This window comes from Rhizobium phaseoli (assembly GCF_003985125.1).
Classification (GTDB): Bacteria; Pseudomonadota; Alphaproteobacteria; order Rhizobiales; family Rhizobiaceae; genus Rhizobium; species Rhizobium phaseoli.
Map to the genome: position 1 here is coordinate 587,164 of NZ_ML133565.1, position 16,081 is coordinate 603,244.

Below are 16,081 nucleotides of genomic sequence, written 5' to 3' on the forward strand. Positions count from 1 at the left end.
AATACCTCCACTCTCGAACAGAACAGCCGAAGGCGCGTGGTTGTTCCGACCAATGGCACACTGCTATGGCTTGGGCTTGTTTGCCGCCATGGTCTGCGGGGGCAGCCGGATCGCCGCGCCTGTCAGCGCGGCATTGATCTCCTGGGCGTGTCTGAGATGGGCGAGTACGACAGGCAGCATGGACGCTGCCAATCGCTGCATCTCGGCGTCCTCGCCGAGGGAAATTTCCCAAGCCAGCAATTGCGCCGTCTTCTGATGGTCGACGATCTGCGCCTTGATATAGGCGGCATCGAACGCCTCGTCATCCAGCCTGTCCAACTGGTCGCGCACCGCTTGATGGTCCGGATCGAGCGACGTCGGGAGCGGTATCTTGGCGGCGTCGGCAAGTTCCCTCAGTTTGCTATTGGCATCTGTGTGATCGCGAACCATCATATCGGCAAATTGCTTTGCGGCATCGGCCTTTGCCTTGCCGCTGGCCATCTTGCCCAATTCCACCTCGGCAAGTCCGCCGGCGGCTGCGAGCTGCGCAAACAGCCGATCCTGATTATTGGTTTGGTGTGGTGCCGGAACGCCCGGCTTGGACATCGCAGTGTCGGCGCCCATTCCAGCGGGATTGCCGATCTGGGCGACGGCGGCGCCGTTCAGCAGGATCAGTCCGGCCAGCAGGGCGAAAGGGCGGCGATACATGGCTTTCTCCTCATACCTCACAGCGTCAGCAAATAGGCGACGAGATCCTTCTTCTCCTGCCCGGTCAGCTTGACCCCGAGCACAAGATTGAAGAATTCGACCGTGTCGGCGAGTGTCATCAGTCGACCGTCATGCAGATAAGGCGGCGAATCCTTGATGCCGCGCAGCGTGAAAGTCTTGATCGGCCCGTCGGGCAGCGTGGCGAAATCATTGAAGACTTGGCCAATCTTGTAGAAGCGCTCGAGCTTCAGGTCGTGCATGTTGTTGTCCATGAAGGCGGTCTGGGGCACGTGGCAGTCGGCACAGCGTCCCTTGCCAATGAAGACCTGCTCGCCGGAGAGCTCTTGCGGCGTGGCGAGCGCGGGGTCCAGTCGGCCAAACGGATCGAGCTTCGGCGCGGGCGGGAAATCGATGATATTCTGCATCTGCGCCATCATCGCGACCTGGTTCGGCCGGTCAGGAAGATTGACGCCCTTGCGTGTCGCGCTCACATGGTCGCCGTTGAAATAGGCGGTTCTCTGCTCGAATTCGGTGAAGTCTTCGACCGACCGCAACGACCGCTTCGAACCGTGAATCTGCTGGTTGAACAGGCCGCGCAGGCTGGTCGTGTCCAGCCGGAATCGATCCGCCTGCGGGCGAACATCCGGCGTCAGGTGAAAGGCGGCGTTGGTGTGGAAATTGGAGTGACAGTCGAGGCAGGCGACACCCATGCTCGGGTCGGCAACCTTTCTGTCTTCGGTCTGGTTGAATTCTTCCTGCGGGAAAGGCGTCAGAAGCAGCCGCAGCCCTTCCATCTGAACCGGCGTGATGATGCCGTTCATGATTTCATAGAAGTTTTTGATCGTCAGCAACTGCCCGCGGGAAACATCACCAAGCTCAGGGCGGGTCGTCAAAAAGATCGGCGGCGGGAATTCCGGGGTGAGGTTGTCGGGAAGGTCGAAATCGACGTCGAACCGGCGGAGATCCCGCATTTCGCTTGCATGAATTTCATCGATCTCACGGTTCGGAAAGACCTGCCCGCCTGTCGCCTGCTTCACATGCGGTAGAGGCAGGAACCCCTCCGGCAGCAGGTTCTTCTCGCGAATTTCGCCCGGCGCCATGGCCGCGAGTTGATCCCAGCTCGTGTCGGTCGGAAGCTTCACGCGGATGCCGTCCTGCACCGGCTTCATGCCTGCCGACATCATGACGCCAGCCATGGGCTTGTCGGACAGATCATAACGACGCTCCAGAAGGCTGCGCTGTCGTTGAGCGACTTCCGGCTTCTGCGCCTCATCGATCTTGCGCGCTTCGGAAAACGGCATGGTGGGCAATGGCCGATAGGTCGTGTCGGGCGGCAAAGGGTCTGACAAGGCGCCGGCTGTCAGGACGACGACGCCGGCAAAAGAAGCCGCACAAAACAGGCCAATAGCACGAGATGTCCGCATATCCCTCTCCTCCGCTCGCGGGTTGAGCTGGCCTCCAAACTGCACGCGGCACCAATTGTTCCGGGCAATTCTGGTATGGTCCGCACTTTCTGCGTGACCCGGATCTGCCGCCCGGGCCGGTCTTTCGATCGCATCTTTCCATGGCTGTGCCTCGGGAACCCGCGCGTTCCCCGCTTGTTGGTTATCGCCCAGCCTGGATAAGGAATGAAAATTGAACCTCAGCACGCTCCTGTTCGGTCGGCGTCTTGCCAATCGTGAGCATGAAGACAAGAAGATCGGTTGGATCGCAGCCGTGCCGGCAATGGGCCTGGATGGCCTGGGATCGTCTTCCTATGGCCCGGAAGCAGCGCTCACCGTGCTCATTCCGCTCGGCCCGCTCGGCCTGGGCTATATCGGCCCGGTGATCGGCTGCATCGTCGGTCTGCTGGCGATCCTCTATTTCTCCTACAGACAGACGCTCGCGGCCTATCCGACGAACGGCGGTGCCTATGTCGTGGCGAAGGAAAATCTCGGAGAATATCCGAGCCTGCTTGCCGCCGCGGCGCTGATGATCGACTACGTGCTGAATGTCGCGGTCGGCGTTTCAGCCGGTGTGGGAGCACTCGTCTCGGCAATACCCGACCTTCACCCTTATATCCTGCCCCTGTGCCTCGGCATCGTTCTCCTCGTCACGCTGGCCAATTTGCGCGGAACCGGGGAGGCCGGCTGGCTGTTCGCCCTGCCGACCTATGTATTCGTTATCTGTTTCCTGGGCGCCATCGGCTATGGACTGGTCGGGATCGGCCTGGGAGAGAGGCCGGCACCCATTGTCGAGCCGCCGCCACTCGGTCCGACTGCTGAAGGCGCAACGCTCTGGCTGCTGATGCACGCATTTGCCAGCGGCTGCACCGCCATGACCGGCGTGGAAGCTGTTTCCAATGGCATGGGTTCCTTCAGGCAACCTGTCATGCGAAACGCCTACCTCACTCTCACGATTATCGTCGTTATTCTCGGTCTGTTGCTCGGCGGTATCGCGATCCTCGCCACCGCCTTTGAGATTGGTGCAATGGATCAGACGAAGGAAGGCTATCAGAGCGTGCTGTCGCAGCTGCTTGCCGCCGTTGCCGGCCATGGCGCCTTTTATTACATCGCGATGACAAGCCTCCTCAGTGTCCTGTGCCTCTCCGCCAATACCAGTTTTGTCGGTTTTCCGCGTCTCTGCCAGATGGTGGCTGCCGATGGCTATCTGCCCAAAGCCTTTGCTCAACCCGGCCGCCGGCTCGTGTTTACCGCCGGCATCCTGTTCCTCTCCGGCGTCGCCGGGCTGCTTCTGCTCGTCTTCGGAGGGATTACCGACAATTTGATCCCGCTCTTTGCAATCGGCGCCTTTTTGACTTTCACGATTTCTCAGGCAGGCATGACCGTGCATTGGCGCCGCCGGTCCACGCACCACAGAGCAAAGCTGGTCATGAATGGCCTCGGCGCGGTCTCGACAGCGGCGGCGCTCATCATCATTTTGGTGGCGAAGTTTGCCGAAGGCGCGTGGATCACGCTGATGGCCGTCCCGATGGCGATCCTCGTCCTGAAATCGGTCAAGAGCTACTATGCCTCTCTTCAACGCGAGCTGCGGAAGCCTGGTCCGATCACCATCGAAGATATCGAACCGCCGACGGTTCTGGTCGTCACCGAGACGTGGAACAGATTGAGCGAGCGCGCCATTAAATTTGCGCTGACAATCTCGCCCGACGTCGTCGCCGTCCATTTCATTCGTCTCGGCGGGCCGGACCGCGAGGAGGGCGAAAACGGGCTTCGTGAGGAATGGCGTGTTGACGTGGAAGAGCCGATCGCGGCACGCGGATTGAAGCCGCCAAGGCTGATGCTCATTCCCGCTCCTTATCGGCAATTGCACGAACCGCTGCTGCGGCTGATCGAAAAGCTGGATGCCGACAGTCCCGAGAGGCGGGTTGCGGTTCTCATTCCCGAAACCGTCAAGGACAGATGGTGGCAGAAGCTTCTGCACATGAACAGGGCGGGGCGGCTGCGGACGAAACTCGTCAGGCTCGGAGGACCACGGCTGACGGTGGCTACGGTCCCCTGGCGGCTTTATCGGGAGGAGCAGACGGCGTGAGCGCTTTTTGCTCGATGCAGCCTTGGAACTTAGTCGGAAGTGCGAAGTTGGGCAGGCATCAGCAAGAGGCGCCAATGTCCGTCAATCCCTTGATGAGCGAACCGGTCGAAGATCTCGCTTCCCGTCTGGAGGCGATGACGGATGACGAGTTGTTCGAAACCATGAATGAGCTGGAAAAAGTGAGCGACCGAGCCGAGCACGACGCGACGGAGGAGGCTCTGTCCCGCATCGCTCTGACTGAAAGCGAAATCGAGCGGCGCTACCCTGGCCGACTGCTCGCGCCGTATCGCGACTGGAGGCAAAGGCAGCCGCTGCTGTGACTGTGGCGAATTAGCGCAAATGCAAAGAATAGACGGAGGTAGAGATGAGCAGCTCTGAAACGACGACGGACCACAAGAAGATCCGCAAATGGGCAGAAGACAGGGAAGGCAGGCCGGCCGCGATCCGGACCCGCGGCAAGGGAGGTGTACTGCGCATCGATTTTGGAGAGAAGGAAGAGGAATTCGACGAAATCGACTGGGACGAATTCTTCAAGATCTTCGACGAAAACAAGCTTGCCTTTCTCTACCAGGACAAGACCAAGGACGGGAAGACAAGCCGCTTCAACAAATTCGTCGAGCGTAACTGAATGCCCTTCACGCGGCGCTTCCCATCGCCGCGTTTGTGCCGAGGGCCGATGTCATTTGCGGCCAGAGCCCGGCTCCGCCATTTTCGAATGCTGGTGCGCGAGCACGCTTGCCGGGGTGACGTTGGCAACGGCGGCTTGGAGCTTGTTCTTCCAGCCGCTGACGACATCGCCTTCGCCATCCATCATCGCGTCATAGCCGATGCGCGCGACTTCACCTGCATCATCCTTCTTCGACTGGCCGATCGCGGTATCCAAAAGACCTGCCCGTTTGAAGAACTCGGTTTCCGTAGCTCCGGGCATGAGGCAGCTGACGGTCACACCGGAATCCTTCAATTCCTCGCGCAGGGCGAAAGAGAAGCTGTTGATGAAGGCCTTGGTGGCGTTATAGACGGCCTGATACGAGCCCGGCATGAAGCCTGCGATCGAACCTGTGAGCAGAATGCGTCCCTCACCGCGGCTGCGCATCTGGTTGCCGACAGCGTGGATCAGGTCGATCGTCCCGGTGATGTTGGTATCGACGACCTTGCGGGCCTCTGCAAAATCCTGGTCGAGAAAGGCCTTGCCGAGCCCGCATCCTGCATTCGCCATCAGCAGGTCCACCGACCGGCCGCTGCCGGTGATCCGTTCCACGAGCCGATCTACGCCTTGGGATGTCGACAGGTCGGCCTCAACGGCCTCGACCGCCGTGCCGAACTCCTTGAGGTGGGCTGCCGCTTGATTGATGCGCTCCTCGTCGGCGGCGATGATGAGATCATAACCATCCTGGGCCGCGCATTTCGCCAGCTCGTAGCCGATGCCAGTGGAGGCGCCGGTGACGACGGCGAGGCCTTTGCCTGCTTCATTATCAGCCATCTTGCTGCTCCTTCAGGGTTTGAGGACGACCTTGATGCATCCGTCCTGCTTGTCGCGGAACGTCTTGTAGAGGGACGGCCCGTCTTCCAGCGTGCCGCGATGAGTGATGACGAAGGACGGATCAATGTCTCCTTCTTCGATACGTTCCATCAATCTCGGCAAATAATGCTGGACCGGTGTCTGGGCCATCCTGAAGGTCAGGCCGCGATTGATGGCAGACCCCATCGGGATCTTGTCGAGAAAGCCGCCATAGACGCCGACAATCGAAACCGTACCGAAATTGCGACAGCAATGGATCGCCTGACGCAGCACATGCGGCCGGTCGGTTCCCATGAACATTGCGACCTTGATGCGGTCGAGGCGCGAGTCCCAGCTGGCGGCTGCCTCGGCTTCGGTTCCAACCGCGTCGATGCAGGCATCTGCACCGCGCCCATGGGTCAGCTCCATGATTTGGTCGTAGACATCCTTGTCCAGGAAATCGAGGGGGATGGCTCCGGCAGCTTGTGCAAGGGCAAGCCGCTCGGGCACCGCATCGATGGCGATCACCCTTTCAGCGCCGAGCAGGAAGGCGGAGCGGATTGCCATTTGGCCGACAGGGCCGCAGCCCCAGATCGCGATCGTATCGCCCGGTTGAATGTTGCAGAAGTCCGCAGCCATGTAGCCGGTCGGAAAAATATCCGAAAGAAAAAGCACCTGCTCGTCGGAGAGCCCGTCCGGCACCTTGATCGGACCGACGTCGGCATAGGGCACGCGCAGATATTCCGCCTGCCCACCGGCATAGCCGCCGAGCAGATGTGAGTAGCCGAAAAGCCCGGCCGGCGAATTGCCCCACATCTTCGTGACTTTCGCGCGATCCGGATTGGAGCGCTCGCAGCCCGAATAAAAACCACGCTTGCAGAAAAAGCATTCGCCGCAGGAAATTGTGAACGGGACGACGACACGGTCGCCGACCTTGAGTTTGGTGTTGTCTCTGCCGACCTCCACGACCTCGCCCATGGTCTCGTGGCCCATGACGTCGCCGCTGTGCATGTCCGGCATGACGCCGTCATAAAGATGCAGATCGGACCCGCAGATCGCGCAGGCAGTGACCTTGATGATGGCGTCCCGGCCGTTTTCAATCTTGGGATCGGGCACGCTCTCGCAGCGGATATCATGCTTGCCGTGCCAGGTCAGAGCTCTCACGTCGTTTCTCCTCAGCGCTCGTCGATGGCGCTCCAACCTCAGCTGCTGCGAAATGTTCCCGTCGAGCGGGGGCTGTGATCGCGGTGCCGCGGCGTTCGGAACAGAGGGTTGCGGTGCGAGTTCGTCCTGAGGGCGCAAGCAACGGCAAATCCGTCGCTGCGTCCGGCTTGAACCGCAAGCTTCCCATCACGAAGGAGCAAATCATGACTTCGTCCAAACACGCAAAGACCACCAAACCAAGCGATCTCGACCTGTCGGACGACCCAGGTATCGGCCGCTCACGCGGCATCGTATCTCCGCCGGACGACGAAGCGCTGCAGGCCGAAAACACCGTTGAAGGCGATACCGCCAACGATACGACGCCCCAGGGCGGCGTGGATCCGCGTCGCCGCGGGCGGACCAACAAATAGCGGTCACCCTCGACAGAAAGGATCATAACTCGAGTAAAGCGTAAGGTTTGCCGGTCGGCTTCTCGACATGGGCGGCGACATTGTAGACCGGGGCGCCGCCCGGTGTGCGACCCTCGTAGGATCCGCGATGGGCATGGCCGTGGACAACCGCGTTGACTCTAAACCGGTCGATGGTTTCCGCAAGCCGCGAGGAGCCCAGAAAGGGATAGATTTCCAACGGCTCACCTGCCACGGTTTCGGCGATAGGAGCGTAATGCAGCACGACGAGGGAGCGGTCGGACCGTACCTGCCGCATCGCGTTTTCCAGCCGCATCGATTCCTCGACGCTCTCGGCGACCATCGCCTTGATGGCGGTTTCGCCGAAGGAACCGAGCATATGGCGGCCGAAGCCGCCGGCAAAACCTTTGACGCCAACGAAACCGACACCGGCGATTTCGGCTGCATGGCCGTTCAGCAATTTCACGCCGGCGTCGGTCAGGATTTTGCAGATGTCATCGACCTGGCCGCTTTCATGATCGTGATTGCCGAGGACGGCGATGGTCGGCACCGTGCAATGGCGCAGATCACTGGCAAGCAATTCCGCCTCCTTAGGCTTCCCGAGATCTGTCAGATCGCCGGCAATCACCAGGACATCGGCGACCAGAGAGATTTCGCCAAACAGATCCTTGTAGGATTTTGCACCGTCCTCAGTCATATGCAGGTCGGCTACAGCCGCAACCTTCACGCTCTTTCGCTGATCATCCATCGCATTTCTCCTAATCGCCTCTGAGTTCGCCTTCGCCGCCGACATCGGCAAAACCCCATTCCTTCACGTCGATCTCGAAATCGACGCGGGAGTACATCCGTCCGCGGCATATTTTCATTTGCGGCAGCGGCAGCTCCTGTTGCGCCCTCAGCCGGTCCAGAAGCTCCTCCAGCAGCCAGCGGGGAATCTTGTCCCGCTCTGTGGGATAGATCCATCGGAAGTTGAGAATTTGGATGAGAAGCACTTCCCAATGGACTTCGAGATAGGCGAGCAGCTTGCGCCAATCGATCGCATCATGTGCCTTCAAGATGACATGCGCGACATCGGCGCCATCGTAGCGATGTCGCAGCTGGACAAAGCACTTCGACCAGACCAGCTCGGTCGGGCTGACGATCCTGACCGTGTGGCCGCACATTTCGACCTTTCGCGCATCTTCGAACCAGTCATCGCCGACCGGCATCGTTCCGTTGGAGGAAGCGAAGATGACATCGAAGAAATGATTGCCCTTCAGCACTTTCCCGAGCCAGCGCTCGTCTTCGACTTCGACCGCGTAGCCTTTTGATTTGAAGTGACCCAAGATGCGGGCATAGTCACCCGCCTTGCAAAATATGTCGAAATCCTTCGTCTGGCGCGAGATGCCGGTGTAGGCACAGACGGCGTAGGTGCCGGCGACGAGAAAAGGAATACGTGATTTGACGAGCTCCTGAACGGCTTCGGTAACGAACGGCTCGGCCGCCGGATCGATAAGCTGCGGAAACGCCTTTGCCTTCATCAGCGCATCATTGTCTCTGCCTTGTCCGGCTGTTCGCACGGTCATCGTCGATTCCTGCGTTTGATACGCAAAGCAACACCTGGAGCGGTTCAATGTTCCGGCCCTGCGCTGAAGGCAGTCGCCGTGAGAGCTGTTCGTCAAGCCCGCCCGATTGCTCCGGAACTTCGCTATCTCCGTGTCGTTTGGACGATGAGACGCATGTCGCGTCTCTCCAGCCCCCGGGTGATAATTGGAGGATGTCATGGACAGACGAGCGAAGATATCGACAGGCGCGAACGACAGGCCGAGAAACGAAACCATTGCCGGAAGCGGCCCGGGTATTCCCGACGACAGCGGCCGTTTGGTCGAGCTGACGGATGAGGAAATCAAACGCACGAAAGCTTCGCTGCTGCGCGACCGGCTCGACGATCTCAAGGACGAGCTCGACGAGCAGATCGACCTTCCGCAAAGGGGCGCGCCGTGACCGAGGTCAGAAAAGTCGGCCCTTCCGCCTCAGGCTCGGGCTACGATGATGTAAAGCCGCCGTGGCGAATGATGATATTCGTCATCACCATTTTTCTCCTCGCTTGTCTGGCCGCTCTGGCTTTCGTGCTGACGACACATCCGGGCGAATCCGATGAGAAATCAGCCATGCCGGCGACGGAGCAGGCACGATGAGCGACGGGGATAACGATCCTGTTCAGCGACCGTCATCCTCTTCGGCAGGCAAACGCACCAGGCTCAATGCCGGCAGAATTGCGCTCATCCTGGTCGGAACGGTCGGCGTCGTGGCGTTCATCCTTTATGCCACGATTGTTTTCTACGGCCTTCTCATGGGGTCATGAGAATGCATCCGCCTGCTTGGTAGATGTCATCGATCACCGAAGCAACCGCGACGAACTCTTCAGCGGCAGGGTCGTAGCGCTGTCCTCGAGCGAGTCTGCTCGTCCAATCCACGGCGGCTCGGCCGCCCCATTCCTCCGGCGGTTCGACCAGGATTTCGCGCGACGTGCCGGATAGTCTTGCGGCGGTGAAGTCATAGAACGATCCGTCGACATTCCTGAATGAAGCGCCTCCGTCGGTTCCGAAGAAGTCGGCGCCGATCACGGCATCGCAACCGGCCTGTAGCCGCCATGACGATGTCAGACGGAGCACTTGACCGCCAGAGAGCGTGAGCGTCGCCGCGGCAAAGTCCTCGACGGAGCCGCTTTCCTCAAGCCTTTTTCCACCGGCGCGCAACTCGCTCGTGACGGTGGTGACGGATGGAAAATCGAGGCACCATAAGGCAAGGTCGATGAGATGAACCCCGAGATCGATAAGGCAACCGCCGCCGGACAGCGTCTTGTCGTAGAACCAGGGCTTGTCGGGGCCATAGGCGTTATGGAAAGTCAGGTCCGCCGCGAACACCTTCCCGAGAGCACCGGAGCGGATGAGCTCACGGATTTGCCGCATGCCCTCCGTATGGCGATAGGAAAGGTCGACCCCAAGCAATCTGTTCGCTGCCTTGGAGGCATCGACGACGGCTTTCACTTCCGACGCCGTTCGGCCGAGCGGCTTTTGGCAGAAGACGGCAATACCGGCCTCGAGCGCGCGAACGGCATGCTCGGCATGGCTGGCGCTCGGCGTCGCAATGACGATGCCGTCGAGCTGCTGATCGAGCAATTCCTCCAGATCGGCGGCGATCACGGCATCGGGCGCGAGCGCTTGAGCCTGCCGCACCATCTCCACCGAGGGGTCGGCAATGGCGATGGCCTTGGCCAGGCCGCTGTCGAGCACCGCTTTCATCCGGTGCCGACCGATCCAGCCGACGCCGAGAAAACCGAGCTTCACCTGGTTGAGGGCGGTCGCCGCCTCTGCCGAAACCCGCTCATCCATCAATATTGCACCAAGGCTTTCAGGAAACCGTCAGGACGGTCGCGTGTGCTGTTCAGCGCCTCGTCCAGCCGTTCCAGCGGATAGATATGCGTATAAAGCGGCCGGGGGTCGATCTTGCCTTGGCGCACCGCTTCTATCGCCTCGCCAATGCCCTTCATGTAAATGGCGGGATCACGCTCGTGAGCGTTGATGACATCGAGTCCGCGCCAGTTCCAGAGCTGCATGTTCACCTGGCGAGGGCCGTCCTGGTGATAGCCGGCGATAACAAGTCGGCCCCTCTCCTTGGCAAGCTCGCCCGCCAGGTCGAGCGGCCATTGTTTGCCTACCGCTTCGATGACGCAGTCGCAGAAAGTTCCATCCGTCAGCGTCCTGACGTCCTCGATGATGCGCCAGTGATCGTCCATCGGGATGACCTCGGTAGCGCCCATCCTCCTTGCGACATCGAGCGAATAGGGCCGCCGAGAGATGGCGATCACCCTTGCCCCCGCCGAGGCGGCGAGCCGGGTCAGGAGGGCACCAATAAAACCAATGCCGATAATGGCGACGGTCTGGCCGCTTTCGATACCGCTGCGACCGAAGATGTTCATGGCGCATCCAAGCGGCTCGCCCGGAAACGGCTGACCTTCCAATTCTTTGGGCAGCACGGCAACCATCGCGGCATCCGCAAGGTCGTGCGTGGCGTAGGCATGGTAGGACAGTGCGGCGACCCGATCGCCCTCTCGAAGGGCTGTGACGCCGCCACCAACGGCATCAATGACTCCCCAGCCCTCATGGCCCAACCCGCCGGCCTCGGTCGGAAACGTCATCCATTCTGGTCCTGCCCAGGGCGTGAGGTTCGAGGCGCAGACGCCGCAGCCTTCCAGTTTTACTCTGACCTGGCCCGGACCGGGTTCCGGTAAAGGGCGGGTCTCCAGCGAGATTTGTCCGGGGCCGGTGACGATCGCAGCCCGCATGAGGTCGGCCTTTTGGCTCGCCAAAATGTCCATGGGATATCCTCCAGGTAAGGCGTCCCTCGAACCGTCGGTCTTGCGAAGAGTTCCCGCTGGAAGTCAAAGAAGTCATAGATGATGAAGTCAATAAAGATGTCATTGAAGAAGGAACTTTTCCACCTACGCTCGGTTCGGCCGCTATCTCCGAAGCAATTTCTTCAACCGGACGGATCCAATAATGACGATCTTGATAACAGGTGGGTGCGGCTTTATTGGCCGCCATGTTGCTGCAGAACTTCTGCAAAGCGGCTATGATGTGCGCATCCTCGATGCCTTGATCGACCAGGTGCATGCCGACGCCGAGATTGTCGTGCCGGAGGGTGCCGAGGTCGTTCGCGGTGACGTCAGGGACAAGGACGCAGTGCGCGCGGCGCTCGCAAATGTCGACGGCGTCATCCATCTTGCCGCCGAAGTCGGCGTTGGGCAATCAATGTATGAAATTGCCCGTTATGTCGGCTGCAACGACCTCGGAACGGCAGTGCTGCTCGAAACGATGATCGGCATGCCTGTCGGAAAGATCGTCGTCGCTTCCTCCATGAGCGTTTATGGAGAAGGGCTTTATCTGACCGCAGGCGGCAGACGGCTCGGATATGTCAGGCGGCGCAGCCATCATATCAAGCGTGGCGAATGGGATCCGCTCGGACCCGATGATGAGCCGTTGACCCCCGTCGCCACCGACGAGGAGAAGCCGGTCGATCTGGCTTCGATCTACGCCTTGACGAAATATGCTCAGGAGAAACAGGTCCTGATCTTCGGCGAAGCCTATCGTCTGGATGCCGTTGCCCTGCGTCTTTTCAATGTTTTTGGCGCCGGCCAAGCCCTTTCCAACCCCTATACCGGCGTGCTCGCAAATTTCGGCTCGCGGCTGGCCAACGGGCAGCCGCCGATGATCTTCGAGGACGGCAAGCAGCGGCGCGATTTCGTCCATGTGCGCGACGTGGCGAGGGCTTTCCGACTTGCCCTGGAGAAGCCCGCGGCATCGGGCCACGTGATCAATATCGGCAGCGGCCAGGCCTATTCGATCGCAGACGTTGCAACGCTTCTTGCCGACGCGATGGGCGTTCCGGAGATCGCCCCCGATATTATGAACAAGGCGCGTTCCGGCGACATTCGCAATTGCTTTGCCGATATCTCCAAGGCACGTGAACTGCTCGGCTTCGAGCCCAGATACCATCTCGAAAATTCGCTCGGTCCTTTCGTCGACTGGGTCCGGCAAACGGGGGCGATCGACCGCGGCGCCGAGATGAAGCGGCAACTGGAAGAACGGGGGCTGGTTTCATGAACAGGACCGGTTCTCGAGGATCCAGCCAGCGGGAGACTCGGCGCTTCGGCTTCGTCGAATGGTTCAGACCGGGAGAACATGAGCGGGCCGAGACACTGCTGCCGGATATTCTGGCGAGCGGCGCCAGTTATCTCAGGACACATCTATCCTGGGCGGAATATCTCGCGCCGGGCGGCCAGGAATGGTTCGATTGGCTGATCCCGCGCGTCGGCAGCGAAATCGATCTTCTGCCCTGCATCCACTACACGCCGCCATCCCTGTCGCGGACGGGCAAGTCCTCCGGCGCGCCGGTCGATCTCAAATCCTATGCCGACTTCGTCGATCATATCCTGACGCGTTACGGCGGCTATTTTCGTCATATCGAACTCTGGAACGAGCCGAACAATCTGCTCGACTGGGATTGGCGCCAGGACAGCGATTTTCTGCTCTTCTGCGAGATGATAGGCGGCGCCGCCTATTGGGCCAAGCAGCGAGGCTACAAACCGGTGCTTGGCGGCCCGTGCCCCTTCGATCCCTACTGGCTCAACCTGATGGGCATACGCGGCGTGCTCGGTGTCGTCGATGCCGTCGGCTTCCACGGCTTTCCCGGGACTTGGGATAGCGAAGAGGCGACCTGGGGCGGTTGGGACATGCATCTGGGCGAGATGCGCGGGATTATCGATCGCTATAATGCCCATGCCGAGGTCTGGATTACCGAGGCCGGCTATTCCACATGGCGCAATGACGAGATCGAGCAGGCGCGACGCTTCATGAAGGCGCTCACTGTCCCAGCCGACCGCATGTATTGGTATTCCTGGCGCGACGTACCGCCGGATGTTCCGGTTCAGGAAGGCCTGTGGTTCGACCCGCGCCATTATCATCTCGGCGCGGTCACCCACGACAACAAGCCGAAGCTGCTTGCCCGTCTCCTGATGGAGGGAGGTGTTAACAGGCTGGAGGCGGTCGCAGCGCTTGCCACCCCTCGAATCGCCTCCGGTGCCGCGCCGATCGTTGTCACCGGCGGGAGCGGGTTTGTCGGCTGCAATTTGGCGGACAACTTGCTGAACGACGGGGAGGACGTCGTCATTCTGGATAGCCTGGCACGATCGGGAGTCGATCAGAACCTTTCCTGGCTGATAGAACGGCACGGGGAGCGGGTGCATCCGGTTCTTGCGGACGTTCGTGATCTGATGGGGATCGAAGCTGCCTTTTGTGATGCCAAGGCTGTCTTTCATTATGCTGCCCAGACGGCTGTGACCACGAGCCTCGTCGATCCGCTGGAGGATTTTGAAACGAATGCTCGCGGCACCCTCAATGTCCTGGAAGCGGTGCGCAAGGCGGGCAGGCGCGCGCCGGTCATTTTCGCCAGCACCAACAAGGTCTATGGTGGTCTTGATGATCTTGGCATGATCGAACTCGACGATCGTTACCTTCCCGAGAGCGAAATCGTCAGGGAGCAAGGTATCGGCGAGGACCGCCCCCTCGATTTCTGCACTCCCTACGGCTGCTCGAAAGGCGTTGCCGACCAATATATTCTAGACTACGCCAAGTCCTTCCGAATACCGGCCGCGGTGCTGCGCATGAGCTGCATCTATGGGCCTCGCCAATTCGGCACCGAGGACCAGGGCTGGGTCGCGCATTTCCTGATCCGGGCTCTCGGCGGAGAACCCATTTCCATCTACGGCGACGGTAAGCAGGTGCGCGACATCCTCCACGTGAACGATGCCGTCGCCGCCTACCGGTCGTTGCTTGCGAATATTGATCGCGTCAGCGGCAATGCCTTCAATCTGGGCGGGGGGCCGCGTAACGCCGTCAGCGTGCTGGGGGTGCTGCGCGCGATCGAAGAGCTGACGGAACGTCCCGTTGCAACGAGCTTCGGCCCGTGGCGCGCCGGCGACCAGTTCTATTTCGTGGCCAACACGCAAAAGCTGGAACGCGAAACCGGCTGGGAGGCCCGCATTGGATGGCGAGACGGCCTGCGGCATCTCGCCGAATGGCTGATTGTCAATCGTTTCGGCGGTCGGCAGATCCCCAGGGAAAAGCGGAAGGTATCGGCATGATCCGACGGGAGCGACACAAGGGGCATCGCCGCGTGGTGATGACGGTCGATGCCGTGGGCGGCGTCTGGCGCTATGCCATGGATCTCGCCGCGGCGCTGAGGCCGAAGCAGGTTGAGATGGTCTTCGCAGGGCTTGGTCCCAGCCCCGGCAAGGAAAAGGTGGCCGAGGCAAACCAGATCGGCAAACTCGTCTGGCTGGACGCGCCTCTCGACTGGATGGTGGAGAACGAAAAGGCAGTTGCGCACGTCCCACGCTTGATTGCTGATCTTGCTCGCCGCGAAGAGGCCGACCTTCTGCATCTCAATCTGCCGTCGCATGCGGCTTACATGGAAACGGATCTGCCGGTTATGGCGGCGTGCCATTCCTGCGTCGTCACCTGGTTCGCCGCCGTTCGCGGAAGCCAGGTGCCGCAGGACTGGCAGTGGCAATATCGGCTCAACCAGGCCGGTTTTGCGCGCGCGGATGCCGTGATAGCGCCGAGTCGCAGCCATGCCGCAGCGATGCAAGCCGTCTACGGGCCAATCGCGGACCTCCAGGTCGTTCACAATGCGAGCGCTCTTCAAACGTCCGAGGAACCGAAGCGGAATTTCGTTCTCGCTGCCGGGCGGTGGTGGGATGACGGGAAAAATGCCGCGGTTCTGGATGCTGCGGCAGGCATGACGCGCTGGCCCGTGGTGGCGGCCGGCGCAAACAACGGTCCCAACGGACAATCGGTGCAGTTTCGCCATGCCGACCATCGCGGCGAGCTTCCGCATCCCCAGATGGCAGCCGCGATGCGGCAGGCCGCCATCGTGGCTTCGCCTTCGATCTACGAGCCGTTCGGCCTTGCAGCTCTGGAGGGGGCGAGGGCGGGCGCGGCATTGGTACTCGCGGATATACCGACCTATCGGGAGATCTGGGAGGACGCCGCCCTGTTTGCCGATCCGCGTGATCCTGAGGCTTTTGCCGATGCGTTCAACACTCTTGCCGATGATCCGCAACGGCGCGCTACGCTTGGATTGAAAGCGCGCGTGCGATCCGAGCGCTTCAGTCTCGACGCTCAAGCGAAGGCAATGTGCGGAATTTACTCCGGCATGTTTGGCCGCCCCTTTTCAACAGCAGCGGAGTGAT

The 16,081-nt window shown here is 60.6% G+C and carries 18 protein-coding genes; 10 read left to right on the forward strand and 8 right to left on the reverse strand.

The window, feature by feature from the left end:
• Positions 1–63: 63 nt before the first annotated feature.
• Both EFD56_RS02725 and EFD56_RS02730 read right to left on the reverse strand, forming a co-directional pair.
• Positions 64–687, reverse strand: coding sequence for a DUF4142 domain-containing protein (locus tag EFD56_RS02725; RefSeq protein WP_037145967.1), 624 nt, complete (start codon positions 685–687; stop codon positions 64–66).
• A gap of 17 nt (positions 688–704) precedes the next feature.
• A complete protein-coding gene (locus tag EFD56_RS02730; RefSeq protein WP_037145969.1) occupies positions 705–2,111 on the reverse strand; it encodes a cytochrome b6 in 1,407 nt (468 codons plus the stop codon).
• 211 nt (positions 2,112–2,322) lie between these two features.
• Here EFD56_RS02730 and EFD56_RS02735 point away from each other — a divergent pair, with 211 nt between their 5' ends.
• The 3 genes from EFD56_RS02735 (at position 2,323) to EFD56_RS02745 (ending at position 4,846) form a co-directional block, all read left to right on the forward strand.
• Positions 2,323–4,218, forward strand: coding sequence for an APC family permease (locus EFD56_RS02735; RefSeq protein WP_037145971.1), 1,896 nt, complete (start codon positions 2,323–2,325; stop codon positions 4,216–4,218).
• A gap of 74 nt (positions 4,219–4,292) precedes the next feature.
• Positions 4,293–4,538, forward strand: a complete 246-nt coding sequence (locus EFD56_RS02740) for a hypothetical protein (RefSeq protein ID WP_037114894.1) — start codon at positions 4,293–4,295, stop codon at positions 4,536–4,538.
• 44 nt (positions 4,539–4,582) lie between these two features.
• Positions 4,583–4,846, forward strand: a complete 264-nt coding sequence (locus tag EFD56_RS02745) for a hypothetical protein (protein ID WP_004673154.1) — start codon at positions 4,583–4,585, stop codon at positions 4,844–4,846.
• A 51-nt stretch (positions 4,847–4,897) separates the two neighbouring features.
• Here the strand turns inward: EFD56_RS02745 and EFD56_RS02750 are convergent, their stop codons facing one another.
• The gene (locus EFD56_RS02750) at positions 4,898–5,698 is read right to left on the reverse strand and encodes an SDR family NAD(P)-dependent oxidoreductase (RefSeq protein WP_037145973.1); all 801 of its coding nucleotides are present in this window, start codon (positions 5,696–5,698) and stop codon (positions 4,898–4,900) included.
• Between the two features lie 12 nt (positions 5,699–5,710).
• Positions 5,711–6,880: a zinc-dependent alcohol dehydrogenase gene (locus EFD56_RS02755; RefSeq protein WP_037145976.1), complete on the reverse strand. Its 1,170-nt coding sequence runs from the start codon at positions 6,878–6,880 to the stop codon at positions 5,711–5,713.
• 203 nt (positions 6,881–7,083) lie between these two features.
• On the opposite strand from EFD56_RS02755, the gene EFD56_RS02760 reads away from it, so the two are divergent.
• A complete protein-coding gene (locus EFD56_RS02760) occupies positions 7,084–7,290 on the forward strand; it encodes a hypothetical protein (RefSeq protein ID WP_037114936.1) in 207 nt (68 codons plus the stop codon).
• A 22-nt stretch (positions 7,291–7,312) separates the two neighbouring features.
• On the opposite strand, the gene EFD56_RS02765 is transcribed toward EFD56_RS02760, so the two are convergent.
• Together EFD56_RS02765 and EFD56_RS02770 are read right to left on the reverse strand one after the other, a co-directional pair.
• Positions 7,313–8,035, reverse strand: coding sequence for a metallophosphoesterase family protein (locus EFD56_RS02765; protein WP_037114897.1), 723 nt, complete (start codon positions 8,033–8,035; stop codon positions 7,313–7,315).
• Between the two features lie 10 nt (positions 8,036–8,045).
• Positions 8,046–8,852, reverse strand: coding sequence for a nucleotidyltransferase family protein (locus EFD56_RS02770; protein ID WP_012489848.1), 807 nt, complete (start codon positions 8,850–8,852; stop codon positions 8,046–8,048).
• Positions 8,853–9,048: 196 nt separating this feature from the next.
• Between EFD56_RS02770 and EFD56_RS02775 the strand changes: the two genes are divergently transcribed.
• From EFD56_RS02775 to EFD56_RS32535, 3 genes are read left to right on the forward strand one after another with little or no spacing between them, the layout of a single operon-like run.
• Positions 9,049–9,270 carry a hypothetical protein gene (locus EFD56_RS02775; RefSeq protein WP_064837463.1) on the forward strand — a complete coding sequence of 74 codons (222 nt, stop codon included), beginning with the start codon at positions 9,049–9,051 and terminating at the stop codon, positions 9,268–9,270.
• The gene (locus EFD56_RS02780) at positions 9,267–9,464 is read left to right on the forward strand and encodes a hypothetical protein (RefSeq protein WP_064832823.1); all 198 of its coding nucleotides are present in this window, start codon (positions 9,267–9,269) and stop codon (positions 9,462–9,464) included. The genes EFD56_RS02775 and EFD56_RS02780 overlap by 4 nt, the downstream gene beginning before the upstream one ends.
• Positions 9,461–9,631: a hypothetical protein gene (locus EFD56_RS32535; RefSeq protein ID WP_164736814.1), complete on the forward strand. Its 171-nt coding sequence runs from the start codon at positions 9,461–9,463 to the stop codon at positions 9,629–9,631. The genes EFD56_RS02780 and EFD56_RS32535 overlap by 4 nt, the downstream gene beginning before the upstream one ends.
• Here the strand turns inward: EFD56_RS32535 and EFD56_RS02785 are convergent.
• A complete protein-coding gene (locus EFD56_RS02785; RefSeq protein ID WP_037145977.1) occupies positions 9,618–10,661 on the reverse strand; it encodes a Gfo/Idh/MocA family protein in 1,044 nt (347 codons plus the stop codon). The genes EFD56_RS32535 and EFD56_RS02785 overlap by 14 nt on opposite strands.
• Positions 10,661–11,647 carry an MDR/zinc-dependent alcohol dehydrogenase-like family protein gene (locus tag EFD56_RS02790; protein ID WP_037145979.1) on the reverse strand — a complete coding sequence of 329 codons (987 nt, stop codon included), beginning with the start codon at positions 11,645–11,647 and terminating at the stop codon, positions 10,661–10,663. Before EFD56_RS02790 ends, EFD56_RS02785 begins: the two co-directional genes overlap by 1 nt.
• Before the next feature lie 181 nt (positions 11,648–11,828).
• Between EFD56_RS02790 and EFD56_RS02795 the strand changes: the two genes are divergently transcribed.
• Genes EFD56_RS02795 through EFD56_RS02805 form a run of 3 tightly spaced genes read left to right on the forward strand, consistent with a single transcriptional unit; the run spans position 11,829 to position 16,080 of the window.
• Positions 11,829–12,932 carry an NAD-dependent epimerase/dehydratase family protein gene (locus EFD56_RS02795; RefSeq protein WP_012489845.1) on the forward strand — a complete coding sequence of 368 codons (1,104 nt, stop codon included), beginning with the start codon at positions 11,829–11,831 and terminating at the stop codon, positions 12,930–12,932.
• Positions 12,929–14,971 (forward strand): NAD-dependent epimerase/dehydratase family protein, encoded by a 2,043-nt coding sequence (locus tag EFD56_RS02800; RefSeq protein WP_126904549.1) that lies wholly within the window; start codon positions 12,929–12,931, stop codon positions 14,969–14,971. The genes EFD56_RS02795 and EFD56_RS02800 overlap by 4 nt, the downstream gene beginning before the upstream one ends.
• Entirely contained in the window at positions 14,968–16,080 is a 1,113-nt protein-coding gene (locus EFD56_RS02805) for a glycosyltransferase family 4 protein (protein ID WP_225882735.1), read from the forward strand. Before EFD56_RS02800 ends, EFD56_RS02805 begins: the two co-directional genes overlap by 4 nt.
• The last annotated feature ends 1 nt before the right edge of the window (position 16,081 follow it).